At 36.2% G+C, this 13,069-nt stretch carries 15 protein-coding genes; 9 read left to right on the top strand and 6 right to left on the bottom strand.

The genetic code is table 11. The annotated features are described in order from the left end of the window. Nucleotides 1-42 precede the first annotated feature (42 nt). The 8 genes from rplU to rsfS all read left to right on the top strand — a co-directional run bounded on the left by rplU (nt 43) and on the right by rsfS (nt 5,121). Nucleotides 43-351: a 50S ribosomal protein L21 gene (gene rplU, locus K6G87_RS08585; RefSeq protein WP_073387845.1), complete on the top strand. Its 309-nt coding sequence runs from the start codon at nt 43-45 to the stop codon at nt 349-351. Between the two features lie 47 nt (nt 352-398). Continuing rightward, nucleotides 399-737, top strand: a complete 339-nt coding sequence (locus K6G87_RS08580; RefSeq protein ID WP_296835886.1) for a ribosomal-processing cysteine protease Prp — start codon at nt 399-401, stop codon at nt 735-737. A gap of 4 nt (nt 738-741) precedes the next feature. Continuing rightward, nucleotides 742-1,032, top strand: coding sequence for a 50S ribosomal protein L27 (gene rpmA / locus K6G87_RS08575; protein ID WP_022753164.1), 291 nt, complete (start codon nt 742-744; stop codon nt 1,030-1,032). A 179-nt stretch (nt 1,033-1,211) separates the two neighbouring features. After that, on the top strand, nt 1,212-2,585 hold the full coding sequence (gene obgE / locus K6G87_RS08570) for a GTPase ObgE (protein WP_296835882.1): 1,374 nt from the start codon (nt 1,212-1,214) through the stop codon (nt 2,583-2,585). Between the two features lie 43 nt (nt 2,586-2,628). Then, nucleotides 2,629-2,928 (top strand): YhbY family RNA-binding protein, encoded by a 300-nt coding sequence (locus K6G87_RS08565; RefSeq protein WP_296835880.1) that lies wholly within the window; start codon nt 2,629-2,631, stop codon nt 2,926-2,928. Nucleotides 2,929-3,254: 326 nt separating this feature from the next. Continuing rightward, nucleotides 3,255-3,920: a nicotinate-nucleotide adenylyltransferase gene (gene nadD, locus K6G87_RS08560; RefSeq protein ID WP_296835878.1), complete on the top strand. Its 666-nt coding sequence runs from the start codon at nt 3,255-3,257 to the stop codon at nt 3,918-3,920. 93 nt (nt 3,921-4,013) lie between these two features. After that, the gene (gene yqeK, locus K6G87_RS08555) at nt 4,014-4,601 is read left to right on the top strand and encodes a bis(5'-nucleosyl)-tetraphosphatase (symmetrical) YqeK (protein WP_296835876.1); all 588 of its coding nucleotides are present in this window, start codon (nt 4,014-4,016) and stop codon (nt 4,599-4,601) included. A gap of 187 nt (nt 4,602-4,788) precedes the next feature. Further along, a complete protein-coding gene (gene rsfS, locus K6G87_RS08550; protein ID WP_296835891.1) occupies nt 4,789-5,121 on the top strand; it encodes a ribosome silencing factor in 333 nt (110 codons plus the stop codon). 55 nt (nt 5,122-5,176) lie between these two features. On the opposite strand, the gene K6G87_RS08545 is transcribed toward rsfS, so the two are convergent. Beyond that, entirely contained in the window at nt 5,177-6,829 is a 1,653-nt protein-coding gene (locus K6G87_RS08545) for a dicarboxylate/amino acid:cation symporter (protein ID WP_296835874.1), read from the bottom strand. Between the two features lie 122 nt (nt 6,830-6,951). Then, the gene (locus K6G87_RS08540; protein WP_296835872.1) at nt 6,952-8,058 is read right to left on the bottom strand and encodes a tyrosine-type recombinase/integrase; all 1,107 of its coding nucleotides are present in this window, start codon (nt 8,056-8,058) and stop codon (nt 6,952-6,954) included. Between the two features lie 339 nt (nt 8,059-8,397). Between K6G87_RS08540 and K6G87_RS08535 the strand changes: the two genes are divergently transcribed. Continuing rightward, nucleotides 8,398-10,020: an ATP-binding response regulator gene (locus K6G87_RS08535; RefSeq protein ID WP_296835869.1), complete on the top strand. Its 1,623-nt coding sequence runs from the start codon at nt 8,398-8,400 to the stop codon at nt 10,018-10,020. A 79-nt stretch (nt 10,021-10,099) separates the two neighbouring features. Here the strand turns inward: K6G87_RS08535 and K6G87_RS08530 are convergent, their stop codons facing one another. From K6G87_RS08530 to K6G87_RS19940, 4 genes are all read right to left on the bottom strand, one after another. Further along, the gene (locus K6G87_RS08530; RefSeq protein ID WP_296835867.1) at nt 10,100-11,185 is read right to left on the bottom strand and encodes a GGDEF domain-containing protein; all 1,086 of its coding nucleotides are present in this window, start codon (nt 11,183-11,185) and stop codon (nt 10,100-10,102) included. Nucleotides 11,186-11,705: 520 nt separating this feature from the next. Beyond that, entirely contained in the window at nt 11,706-12,089 is a 384-nt protein-coding gene (locus K6G87_RS08525; RefSeq protein WP_296835864.1) for a hypothetical protein, read from the bottom strand. Between the two features lie 234 nt (nt 12,090-12,323). After that, on the bottom strand, nt 12,324-12,602 hold the full coding sequence (locus K6G87_RS08520) for a hypothetical protein (RefSeq protein WP_296835862.1): 279 nt from the start codon (nt 12,600-12,602) through the stop codon (nt 12,324-12,326). A gap of 308 nt (nt 12,603-12,910) precedes the next feature. Next, the gene (locus K6G87_RS19940; RefSeq protein WP_296835889.1) at nt 12,911-13,048 is read right to left on the bottom strand and encodes a hypothetical protein; all 138 of its coding nucleotides are present in this window, start codon (nt 13,046-13,048) and stop codon (nt 12,911-12,913) included. Between the last annotated feature and the right edge of the window lie 21 nt (nt 13,049-13,069).

Here is a 13,069-nt window from a genome sequence, read left to right as displayed (position 1 = left end):
CATCACCATAGTTAGCGAGTTTTTTGAAGAAGGAGGTGCCTTATGTACGCAATTATTGTTACAGGTGGTAAGCAGTACAAGGTTTCCGAAGGTGATGTAATCAACGTTGAGAAGCTGGATGCTGCAGCTGACGAGAAGGTTACATTCGATCAGGTTATTGCTGTTAACGATGACAAGGAGCTCAAGGTTGCTTCAGACGTTGCTTCAGCTAAGGTTGAGGCTACAGTTGTAAAGCAGGATCGTGCTCGTAAGGTTGTTGTTTACAAGTACAAACCAAAGTCTGGATATCATAAGAAGAATGGTCACAGACAGGCTTTCACACAGGTTAAGATCAACAAGATCTCTCTGTAATGAGAAGCTAAAGTAGTAGTAAATAATCATACTGAAAGACATATACTATGACAGACATTACAATTCAGAAGAACTCCAAAGGCTGGTACAAGGGATTTAAGTGTGACGGACATGCAGGTTTTGCCGAATACGGCCAGGACATTGTATGCGCAGCACTTTCAGTGCTCACTATCAACACTATAAATTCAATAGAAGCTTTTGCAGGTGATCTGATAGATGTTACATCCGATGAAGATCAAGGTATTATCACCTGTTCATTCAGGAATAAGGTCGGTAATATTTCCGAAGAGGCAACTCTTTTGATGAAATCTTATGAACTCGGCGTTAATGGTATCTATGAACAGTATGGGAAAGAATTTTTGAACATTAAATTCGAGGAGGTATAAGGCCATGTTAAATATGAACCTTCAATTTTTTGCTCATAAGAAAGGTGTAGGATCAACCAAGAACGGTCGTGATTCTGAGTCAAAGCGCCTTGGAGCAAAAAGAGCTGATGGTCAGTTCGTAAAGGCTGGAAACATTCTTTACAGACAGCGTGGAACACATATTCATCCTGGTGTTAATGTAGGCATCGGTTCTGATGATACATTATTTGCTCTTGTTGATGGCGTTCTTAGATTTGAGCGCAAAGGCAGAAGCAAGACACAGGCAAGTGTTCATCCTGTAGAAAAGGCTGAGTAATTTATTATTTAGCACATGTTTTGAGCAACTAATGGGGGACTCCGGACGCTATGTTCGGAGCCCCTTTTATGTTAATGACAATAAAACGTCAAAAAGTTTTTAAAAGCTTTTTGATCTTTAGTGACTGATGGAATGGAACTTTATAAGTTCTGTGATGACGGTCAGAAACGGAGTATAAGATGCCTCAGTTTGTAGATCAGGCGAGAATTTACGTAAGAAGCGGTAAAGGCGGCGACGGCCACGTTTCATTCAGAAGAGAAAAATTTGTCGCATCAGGCGGTCCTAACGGCGGAGACGGCGGTAAGGGCGGCGATGTTATCTTTCAGGTAGATAACGGTCTAAATACACTGTCAGATTATCACTATGGTGGTAAATACAAGGCAGTAGATGGTGCAGAAGGCGGCCAGAACAGATGTACCGGTAAGTCCGGCGATGACATCGTTTTAAGAGTCCCTGAAGGCACTGTTATCAGAGAAGCCTCAAGCGGCAAAGTCATTGCCGATATGTCAGGCGACAATCACAGAGTAGTTTTATTAAAAGGCGGACGAGGTGGCAACGGTAACATGCATTATGCCACATCGACCATGCAGGCTCCTAAGTATGCTCAGCCAGGACAACCGGCTAAAGAGCTTGAGCTTATATTGGAACTTAAGGTTATTGCAGACGTTGGTCTTGCAGGTTTTCCTAATGTTGGTAAATCAACCTTCCTTTCAAAAGTATCCAATGCTAAGCCTAAGGTAGCCAACTATCACTTTACTACACTTACACCTATGCTCGGTGTCGTAGATCTTAATGATGCCAAGGGATTTGTAGTAGCTGATATACCGGGACTAATAGAAGGCGCATCAGAAGGTGCAGGTCTTGGACATGAGTTCCTCCGTCACATAGACAGAACAAGAATGATCATTCATGTGGTCGATGCAGCTTCAACAGAAGGCAGAGACCCGATTGAAGATATATATGCTATCAACAAAGAGCTTGCTAACTACAACTCTGACCTTGGAAGCAAGAAGCAGATCATTGCTGCCAATAAGCTTGATATGCTTACAGAAGAGGAAGCAAAAGAAGTTGTAGACAAGATAAAAGCTGAGTTTGAGCCAAAAGGTGTTAAAGTATTCCCTCTTTCTACACTCACAGGAATGGGCCTTAAGGAGCTTTTGTACTATGTAAGTACCAACCTCGAAGAACTTGGAGAAAAGCCTGTCACATACGATCAGGAATATGATCCGGAGGTTGAGCTTAAAACTGTCAACGAAGCCTTTACAGTTGAATATGACTCTAAAGAGCATGAATACGTTGTTGAAGGTCCTAAGATCGAAAAGATGCTTGGTTATACCAACCTTGATTCTGAAAAAGGATTTGCTTTCTTCCAGAACTTCCTTGCAGAAAACGGAATTCTGGACAGACTTGAAGAACTTGGAATCCAGGAAGGCGATACAGTACGTATGTACGGTCTTGCATTTGATTATTACAGAAATGCAGATACCAAGGTACCTGATATGGATGAAGATTTCTATCAGGGTGATTTTGACGTGGACGATTTTGAAGAGTAAAAAGAGTTTATAGAAGGCCATAGAGGCTGGAAAGGAATATACAATGCAGTTTACAAGTAAACAGAGAGCTTATTTGAGAAGCCTTGCTCAGACAACAGATCCAATTTTTCAGGTTGGAAAAAGTGCTGTATCTCCTGAAGTAATAGGAGCAGTTTCTGAAGCATTTAATACAAGAGAACTTATAAAGATAACAATCCTCAAAAACTGTCCTGAGGACGTTAAGACAGCAGGAATCATGCTTGCTGAACGTACAAGATCTGACCTTGTGGAAGTTATCGGACGTAAAGTAGTTCTCTATAAGAGATTCCAGGAGAATCCTGAGATCATACTTCCAAGAAAATAATATAATCCTAAGATCATACTTCCTAGGAAATAAGATAATTCCGAGATTACACTTCATAGGAAATAGTATAATTCTGAGATTATTATTCCTGGATAATGATACTTATATTTTTAGTATATGCCAAAAATACTGACAAAAATTAATCTGATCTTAATAAACCAAATCCTTGTACTGTGCTACAATTGAAGTAGCGACATAGAAATACATCCATGTATTTCTAAGCATGTCGAAGTTACGTCCTGTAATTACCGACATAGAAATACATCCATGTATTTCTATGTACTACGCACCATCTGCTTTAAACTTTTTTGAAAGGAATTTCTGAAATGGAGAAAAGACGTATTGGAATAATAGGCGGTACATTTAATCCTATCCATAACGCACATTTATTCGTTGCTGAGTGTGCCAGGGAGCAGTTTGAACTGGACAGGGTCATTTTCATCCCAAGCGGCGAATCATATTTTAAGCGTGGACAGGATATACCAAGCGGGGAGATCAGATATCAGCTTGTTAAGAAGGCTACAGAAGATAATCCTTTTTTCAAGGTATCCAGGATAGAGATTGATAGGCCAGGTGATACCTATACAATAGAGACACTTGAACAGCTTTCTGAAATGTATCCCGGAGATGACCTCTATTTTATAGTAGGAGCCGATACTCTTAACCAGATTGATAAATGGGTCAGATTTGACGAAGTATTAAAGGCATGTACACTCCTTGCAGCAGTTCGCGATGACACTGATGAAGAGAATCTTCAAAAGCGTATCAAAGAGCTCAAGGAGATAGTTCCGGAAGCAAGGATTGAATCTATCAGAATGGGCAGGATTGAGATATCCTCCACCATGATAAGAGACAGAGTTAAGGCTGATAAGTCTATCAAATACCTGCTACCAGATGCATGTATTGAATATATCGCATTAAAGGGACTTTACAGTGAAAACGGCAATAATGAAGATGATATAATGGAAGCTCCTGACAAGATAATTCCCTGACATCTATAGTGCCGGATGATCATTCAAAGATCATTATATCTGAAGAAATACAAAAGCCTGTGAAAATATAGTTCACTGAAAGGATACACTTTAATGAAGATTATAGAAGCTTCTCAGAAATATCGTATTGAGATGGAGAAGGCTCTGAAAAAAGACAGATTCGATCACACTCTTGGCGTAGCCTATACAGCAGCCAATATGGCATTTGTGTTCGATGAAGATATAGAGAAAGCTATTACAGCAGGCATGCTTCACGACTGTGCCAAATGTATGGCTCATAGTGATCAGATCGATATATGTCACAAATATGGCGTAGAGCTTACTGATATCGAGATGAGAAATCAAAAGCTCATACATGCCAAAGCCGGAATGTGCCTTGCAAAGCACAAATACGACATTGATGATCCTTATATCCTTGATGCTATCAGGTATCATACAACAGGAAGACCTGATATGACTAAGCTTGATAAGATCATCTTTACAGCTGATTTTATAGAGCCTAATAGGAAAATGCTTAAGGATATGGACATTATAAGAAAAGAAGCCCTTTCAGACCTTGATATGGCTGTATATCATATCTTAAAGAATTCCATGGATTATCTTGGAAGTCAGGATGATGAAATGGATCCTATGACAATAAGAACTTATGAATTTTATGCGAAGAAATTAGGTAAGATGTAGATCAGCATAAATAATTCAAATTAGCATAAGTAATTCAAACCAGCATAAATAAAAAGTAGCTTTAGTTCTTATTCTTAATAACAGATAGGCTTAAATAAAACTATAAGATACTTTTAAAGTAACTACTAACAATTCATAAAAAGAAAGGTACATAAATTTGAGTAATATAGCAGATAAGTCAAAAGAAATGGCAAAGCTTGCCATCAAAGCACTTGAAGATACAAAAGCAGTAGATGTAAGAGTCCTTGATATAAGTGAAGTTTCAGTTATGGCTGATCTTTTCATCATTGCCAGCGGATCAAGCAATAAGCAGGTCAAAGCTCTTGGAGATCACGTAGATGAAGCTCTTGGAAGAGCAGGATTTGAGCCTAAGGATATCGAAGGCTACGAAGGCGCTAAGTGGATCCTTATGGACTACGGCGATATCATCGTTCATATCTTCGATGAGGAGAACAGAAAATTCTACGATCTTGAGAGAATCTGGAGAGACGGACAGCAGATCGAAAGCTCAGAACTTTAATATAAAAAAGGACTTTCATCCTGGCAGGAATTCTGCTTAGATGAAAGTCTTTTTTTCATGAGTTATATTTTTCAAGATCCAACAAATTTTCATTTCTGGCAACAATAAGTGCAGTTGCCATATCGCCTGTTGTATTGGACATTGTATCCATCATATCCATAAGAGGATATACAGGAAGTATAAGACTTATTGCATCAATTGGTACGTTGATTGTTTTAAGCACTATACCAAGACAAACAATGGCCGATCCGGGAACACCGGGAGCTCCAAGTGATAAAAGGACTATAGTTAAGAATAGTGTTTGCATCTGTGCAGATGTAATATCAACGCCAAAGGCTCTTGCAAGGAACATTGCTGCAATCGTCAGGTAGATACAAGTACCATCCATATTTACTGTTGCACCTAAAGGTATCGAAAAACTACATACCTTAGGAGATATACCAAGTTTATTTATACATACACGCATGTTAGTTGGCATAGCAGCTGAGCTTGAAGATAGAGTAAAGCTTGTAAGCATTCCTTCTTTGGCTTTTGAGTAAAATTTCAAAGGATTCAGCCTTCCAATTACAGCTACAAGAAGCCCATATATCATCATCATAACTATAATAGATATTGTCTGTTGTGCCATGTATCCAATTATTGAAGTAATGGACTTGTTATCCATATTGATTATCATAAGTGTAACTGAACAAAATACCGCAACAGGAATGAAACCAGTAATAATTGATGTTATCTTTAGGAAAAGAGTATTCAGCGCTTCAAAAAGTTCTTTTAAAATTGCAGTATATTCGCCTATCATACCTACAGCAATTCCACATAAGATTGCGAGAAAGATAAGCTGAAGGGTATCAGATTCGAAGAAAGGTTTTATAAAATTAGACGGAACAATATTAACGATGGTAGTAAGAAGCGAAGTTTCTACTTCCTGAACTTCTACAACACCTAAATCCTGCTGCCCGCTAAGAGCAAATCCAAACGCTCCTGGCTGTATAAGCTTTGTACAGATTATTGATATAATAACGGCAATCACTGTTGTGACTAAATACATTCCCATGACTTTGGCACCAAGCTTTCCAAGCTCTGAGATACTGCCAAACTGCGAGATACATGATACTATTGAGAAGAAGACAACAGGTGCAATTACAATCTTCAATGAATTCATGAAGATTGTTTTTACCGGTTCTAAACAGTAGTAGCTTATTCCATCTGTAAGAAACTGAGGGAAAAGAAGCTTTGCAATAAGCCCCATGATAATTCCAAGAAATAGAGCAAGAAAAGTTACATAAATTGATTTTTGATTATTATCTGTAATTATACGAACATTGTTAACATTTTTCTTGTTATTGTATTTGAAACTTTCTCCGTATGATTTTAAAAGAATAGATCTGACTGCTTCGCCTGAAACTTCTTCATTACTTTCAAAGGTCATAGTATCATTACTAAAAATTTCAAATTCCTCACCAGGCATACTAATAGAAACACTGGTTTCTCCTAACATATGTTTCGTTGTTATAATAAGATCTTTACTTAAAGAGTGCTCTGTAAAGCTCATAATAACTTCTTCAGCAAGAAGCTCAGTTTTTATAATAAGCTTTTTACTGATATTATTGTCTTTAAGTGTAAGTCTTATAAAATCAAGAGACTCTCTAAGAAAATCTTTTTTAGAAGTATCGATCGCTTTATACTTACGATAAAAAAATATACTCATAGACTTATCACCTCATAATTAGATAGAATCACTTATAAATTATTTCGGAATAAGAATATGAAAAATAAAGCCGTTATAAGTATAACGATCAAGATCCTAATAAAAGCTCGTTTTATTGATGATCAGAATAATAAATCATCATCACCTTCATTGGTATCTTCTTCATTATCGCGAAGATGGACCATTTTAGCTGCATGCCTTCTATTGGCATCACTTTGTGCTGCATAATGCTTACGTGTTGTGTTAACGTCCTTATGGCCCAGGACATCAGCTACAAGGTATATGTCACCTGTTTCATTATAGAGATTCGTACCAAAAGTACTGCGGAGCTTATGAGGTGTGATCTTCTTAAGAGTAGTAACGCCGGAAGCATATTTTTTGACAAGATTTTCAACAGCTCTTACAGTTATTCTGCGGTTCTGTAGGGATAAGAACAAAGCCTCTTCATGACCTGTATTGGCAACTATAAGATTTCTCTGAGACAGATATGCTTTAAGCGCTTCCTCAACCTCTTCACCAAAATATACGATTGATTCGTTACCACCTTTACGGTGAATTCTTATACCATTAGTATTAAAATCTATATCTTCAATATCAAGGCCTACGCACTCGGATACACGAATACCTGTCCCAAGAAGAAGTGTAACTATAGCTGTATCACGTACCTTGGTCTTATCATGAAACTTCTTCTGAGTCTTGGTAAGTTTATTGCCATCTTCGACAATATCAAGCATCTGACTTACTTCATTGGCTTCAAGCCTTATTATGGCTTTTTCGTGAAGCTTTGGAGTATTGATCTTAGAAGGAGCATTGGTCTTAATTCTGTCGGTTTTAAAGAAATAGTTGTACATGGATCTTATGGCAGCTATTTTCCTTTTTTTACCATTCTCTGAATTAGTAAATTCCTTGCCATCCTTGTCATATAAGCTTACATATTCAAGGTATTCTTCAAGGTCATCTCTTGTGATCATATCAAGGATCTCAATCTTGAAGTCTTTGATATCGATTTTGTTAAGAGAAGAGTTTGTTTCGTGCAGGAATTCAAAAAAGATCCTTAGGTCATAGGCATAACCAAGCCTTGTCCTTACAGCTGTATTTTCAGCTATGGATCTAAAATATGACTTGCAGAATTCCGGAAGAGTAGCAAGTACCTCCCTGAATTTCTGTATATTTTCTTTATCCATTTCCTGGTAATATTTCTGATTATCTGAAGAGATATTATTCTGCATGTTTCCCCCTACTGGATATTAGATTCCCAAAAGACTTAGTCATGCCTTATATGGAACGTAGTTGAATTCTATATTTATTTTATCACATTAAGTAAGTTGTAAAAAAACTAAAATATGCCGATATATAATAAGGTACTAATATATAAAATGATCAAGATAACTCACCACCTTTAGGTGGTGGGAAGATCTTGATTTCTGGTGCGGGGTTATAAGCCCCGTACCAGTAGAGCTGCGTTAGCAGCGATTTTATAACGAGCAAAAAGCGAAGCGTTTGCGAGTTTAACATTGGATTTGTTTATGCTGTCATATAAATTTATGCTTTAGTTAAAGGAGTTTAATGTGAGTAATATTACCGATAAGACATATACGATCATAAATAAAGCTGTCCTCGATAATATTGATTATATAGCGCTTTTAGACCCTAAAACTGCCTTCATTGCTTTGCAGGAAGGAGCCTGGATCTCTAAAACGCAGAAAACTTCTGATGAAAACCGGTCTATCAGTTATTCGGATTATATTAATGTAATATCTGAATATATAAATAATAAAGCTGATAAAGAGAAATTTAAGACCAGCTTTGACTTTGATAATATTATAGACAAGCTAAATAAAGATGCTGAGGTTATTTTTTCATATTATATTAAAAACCCTGAGGTTAATAATATCTGTAAAAAGCAGGTCAAGTTTACCTGGCTTGATGATGCCAAAAGTCAGGTTCTTGTTTGTTGTATTGATATTACTAAAAGTATAGATGATGATCACAAAGAAAGTCTTGAGCTCAAGAATAGAATAGATGATATCGACCAGTCTATTCGCAACAAAAACGAATATATCTCACGAATGTCACATGATATTCGTACTCCTATGAATGCAATTGTAGGATTTGCAGCTCTTATAAAGGAAAATACTGATAACCCTCAAAAAGTACACGATCAGGCTGACAAGATACTTAAAGCCAGTAACTATATGATCGGGGTTATTAATGATGTCCTTGATATGAGCAAGGTTGAATCCGGCTCAGTTCATTTAAACAATGTACCATTTGATATAGAAGAATGCATAAATAATGTAAATGAGATCATGAAGCCTTTAATGGAAGCCAAAAATCAGACTTATATATTCAATATGGATGATCTCAAATACAAAAACTTCTGTGCAGATGAGAATTATCTGCAGCAGATTCTTTTGAATATTATCTCTAATTCATATAAATATACAGATGAAGGCGGTGTGATTGAAGTTATAGTAAAAGACAGTCTTTCCCAGGGCAAACAGTACGATAATGTTACGTTTGTTATCAAGGATAATGGACGCGGAATGTCTGAAGAGTTTCAGCAGACTCTTTTTACACCATTTAAAAGAGAGTACAGGAGCGGTATTCAGGATCCGGGTGGAACAGGGCTTGGGCTTTCTCTTATCAAGAATTTAGTTGAAATAATGGGTGGTAATATTAAGTTTAAAAGTAAGATCATGGAAGGCACTACATTTACATTTACAATTCCTTTGATGCTTGATAAGGAACTTTCATGTGAATTTCCTCAAACTGATTGCCAGGAAAACCTTAATGTAAAGGACGTATTTAAAGGGCTTAGTATTCTTGCTGCCGAAGATAATGTGCTTAATAGCGAGATTCTTACAGAAGTACTTGAATCAAGAGGCGCCAGGATAGTAATCGAGCCAGACGGCAGAAGAGTAGTCGATAGATTTTTAGAAGACCCTGAGAACACCTATGACATGATTTTAATGGATGTCATGATGCCTGAACTTGACGGATATCAGGCAACTAAGCTTATAAGAAATAGCGAACGCAAAGATGGTGCAACAATACCGATCATAGCAATGACTGCCAATGCTTTTGATGAAGATGCTCAAAAGTCACTTGATGCAGGAATGAATGCGCATGTTTCCAAACCGATAAATATCGGAGCATTCGAAAGAATTGTTGCCAGAGTTTTAAAATAAGTTAATAAAATAAATGAGAATTATAAAAACTCCTCGGTAATTGGATTACTGAGGAGTTTGCTTAATATAGGGAATGGGTTTAATTCAGACGATTTCTCACAGATTTAATGTTATTAAGATTATCTTCAGCTTCTTTTATCAGAACGAATACATCTTCCTTATTTCTGACAACTCCTGATGAAACGCCATAACTTACGTGTATAGAATCTTCGACGCCCTTTATCAGGACTTCTGAGAGTTTATTTTCCCAAATAGCAAGCCTGTCCCTAAAATCATCTTCATTATGAATGGTTGTAAGGACAAGAAATTCATCGCTGCCATAACGGTAACAGTCTTTTTTTCTGAACACATCCAGAAGACCTGATGCAGTTAACTTAAGGACTTCATCACCTTTAAGATGTCCGTACTTGTTGTTGAATGATTTAAACTGATCGATCTCAATTATTGCGACCTGATATATGACGCCTTTTTTGACCAGAATAGAATCTATCTTATACCTGTTCAAAAGCCCTGTCAGAGTATCCTGGGCTGAGTGCATATAGATATCTTCAGCAAGGATCTTGGCTTCATTAATAGAGATTACAAATTTATACATCCTATGATAGCAGGCACCGTTTATTATAAGTAAAACCAGAAGATAAGTGATCGCGTTTAATGTGATGATGCCTCTTGCGCCGTCATAACTATACAATAGATAATAGAAGATTGCATGTTCCAGAACAAGATAAAGCATATTGAATAAAGGCACAATCTGTATGAAGCACACTATACAAAGGTTTACAACAAAGAATATGATTATCTGTCTTTTGAGCTTGTAATTCATGTAAGACACGTACAGGCCAAATAAAGATATTACAAGAGTACATATAAACGAGATTATTAAAGCTGTATGGTGACCACTTATTTTGCCTTTCAGGAAAAGAGTTGATAAATAGGCAAGTACAGAACTTGCAATAATAACCAGCATTGTGACCAAAGAAGTCATATTGAATATCAGGTTATTGTAATACTGTATTAGGTAATTAAGCATTGAAAGAGATTCAATAATTGCAGCAAATATACAGATCGTTCTGACTGCTGACATATTGCTCATATCAAAGAAGTCATTGATTTCTTCATTTGTATCCGGTATTAAGAAGTTTTTTATCTTTCTACTTATAGTCATCAATTTACCTGCATCTTTCTTTATGCTGTATATATTTAAGATGGATGTAAGATAAAACACCAAGTAATATCTATTTTTAAAAGCAGGGAGTTAAAAGTAAAACTCTTAAAAAAGACTTTGTCATTATAGTATTTCGGATTGTTAATTAAAAAAATAAGGAGAGATAAGCCTGATAAAAATATTTAAGCCTTTCAACTAATTGGCCCAAGATAGGCACACGATGCTCAAAGCCAGTAAACATGCGGAACGTGAATATTTTGAGTGGATGGCGTTTTTTATTGTTAACTATTCGTAAAACTCGCGTTTTGCGAATAGTTATATATCAAACTCTCCACCTCGCCACCTCGCTACCTCGCCCCTTAAATGAATTTCTGTGTTCGTCCGGCATCTCCACCCGGAACGAACAACCAGGAATTAAAATAAAAAAGAGCTTTAGCCAAAGCTAAAACTCTTTTTTTACTGCTTTTAAATAAATATATTCACTTAATATAGTAGTCTAATATGCTATATTGTCAGTTGATTATTTGCTTGTTTTTAAAGATTTCATATAAGCAGCATATGTAAAATATCCAAATACAAGGATATATATAAGCATAGGCCAGCTAAAAAACTTATATTTAAAGATATCTACAAGCTCTGAAATAAGTGAAGCTGCTGTTCTAAGTCCCATTGCTGCAGCTATAATTACAAAGTTTTCTGATCCAAGAAGCATTATAAAGAAAAAGTAGAATAAGACATATAAAATTGTACTAAATAAGCCTAAAGAAACACCTGGAAAGCTTTCAATAACCATAAGTAATCCACAAACAAAAGTTGCAGGAAGTGCAAATGGTTGTAAAATGCTATATACCTTATGATTACTGAAATAATAATTGAGTGATTTACATACGTTTTCAAAACCCATTTTAAATTCTCCTCCGTAATATTTATAAATTTCTAAACCCATAAGATTATAGCTAAATATTTACATTAGTACAAGTATATTTGGCTAATAATCAACTACTATTCTTCTATTTATAATATGATATGAGGATTATGGAAGCATCGTAGAAACGGAACAATCCGGTCGGCATATGTGCGAAGTTTGAGGATAAAAATATAGATCCGCAACATATGCCGCGGATCTTTAGTCTGTAAGTTATCGTCTTGTTTTGTTCTTTAAAGCCTGTTTATCTCTTCTTATCTGAACATGGCCATAGCCTTTCATTTTCTCAGCCATCATACTGTAGACATCATCATAATATTCGAGCTGTTTTTCGGAAAGATATTCGTATTCCTCAAGTTCTTTAAACCTGTTTTTGAATTTATGGAATTCCTCCTGAGCAGCATCTTTGTAATTGTTATCCATATACATCCTGCAAGATGCCAGATAACTTTCAAGTTCTTTATTTTTCTTTGGTCCCCCAAAAATGCCCATGACTCCTCCCGGTAATATAATTGTGATTTATGCATTCATGTAAGCTTATAAATCTACTGTAATATGTTATTACATATCTTCTAAAAATAAGCAATAAAACACATACCTGCACATTATAGCGTTTTAATCTGAATTATTCAATAATTTATGTAAGTTCTCACAAAAATGATAGAATCTGCATCGATGTGCTACGCATGATCTTAAGATAATAGATTTATTTTATAAGTAAAAAGAGCTTTAGCATAAAGCTAAAACTCTCTTAGGTTATGGGTTATCTTGATCATTTTATATACTATATTGTCAGATGATTACTTAACTTTTCGCTCTCCTGCAAGAACCATCCTGTAATCTTCAAGATTTTTTTTCAAAAGAACTGGAATATTTAGTTCATATGGACATCTTGGAAGGCAGGCACCGCAGTTGATGCAGTTATCGATCTTGTTCATCTCGCTCTGCCAGTATTCTGA

This window comes from Butyrivibrio sp. (genome assembly GCF_024699075.1).
The sequence above is the reverse complement of the archived record's forward strand: the minus strand, read 5'-3'. Positions and strand labels throughout refer to the sequence as shown.

Excerpts from the sequence above, each read along its gene's own strand:
- rplU (WP_073387845.1), top strand. The coding sequence starts at position 43 with ATGTACGCAATTATTGTTACAGGTGGTAAGCAGTACAAGGTTTCCGAA.
- K6G87_RS08580 (WP_296835886.1), top strand. The coding sequence starts at position 399 with ATGACAGACATTACAATTCAGAAGAACTCCAAAGGCTGGTACAAGGGA.
- rpmA (WP_022753164.1), top strand. The coding sequence starts at position 742 with ATGTTAAATATGAACCTTCAATTTTTTGCTCATAAGAAAGGTGTAGGA.
- obgE (WP_296835882.1), top strand. The coding sequence starts at position 1,212 with ATGCCTCAGTTTGTAGATCAGGCGAGAATTTACGTAAGAAGCGGTAAA.
- K6G87_RS08565 (WP_296835880.1), top strand. The coding sequence starts at position 2,629 with ATGCAGTTTACAAGTAAACAGAGAGCTTATTTGAGAAGCCTTGCTCAG.
- nadD (WP_296835878.1), top strand. The coding sequence starts at position 3,255 with ATGGAGAAAAGACGTATTGGAATAATAGGCGGTACATTTAATCCTATC.
- yqeK (WP_296835876.1), top strand. The coding sequence starts at position 4,014 with ATGAAGATTATAGAAGCTTCTCAGAAATATCGTATTGAGATGGAGAAG.
- rsfS (WP_296835891.1), top strand. The coding sequence starts at position 4,789 with ATGGCAAAGCTTGCCATCAAAGCACTTGAAGATACAAAAGCAGTAGAT.
- K6G87_RS08545 (WP_296835874.1), bottom strand. The coding sequence starts at position 6,829 with ATGAGTATATTTTTTTATCGTAAGTATAAAGCGATCGATACTTCTAAA.
- K6G87_RS08540 (WP_296835872.1), bottom strand. The coding sequence starts at position 8,058 with ATGCAGAATAATATCTCTTCAGATAATCAGAAATATTACCAGGAAATG.
- K6G87_RS08530 (WP_296835867.1), bottom strand. The coding sequence starts at position 11,185 with ATGACTATAAGTAGAAAGATAAAAAACTTCTTAATACCGGATACAAAT.
- K6G87_RS08525 (WP_296835864.1), bottom strand. The coding sequence starts at position 12,089 with ATGGGTTTTGAAAACGTATGTAAATCACTCAATTATTATTTCAGTAAT.
- K6G87_RS08520 (WP_296835862.1), bottom strand. The coding sequence starts at position 12,602 with ATGGGCATTTTTGGGGGACCAAAGAAAAATAAAGAACTTGAAAGTTAT.
- K6G87_RS19940 (WP_296835889.1), bottom strand. The coding sequence starts at position 13,048 with ATGAACAAGATCGATAACTGCATCAACTGCGGTGCCTGCCTTCCAAGA.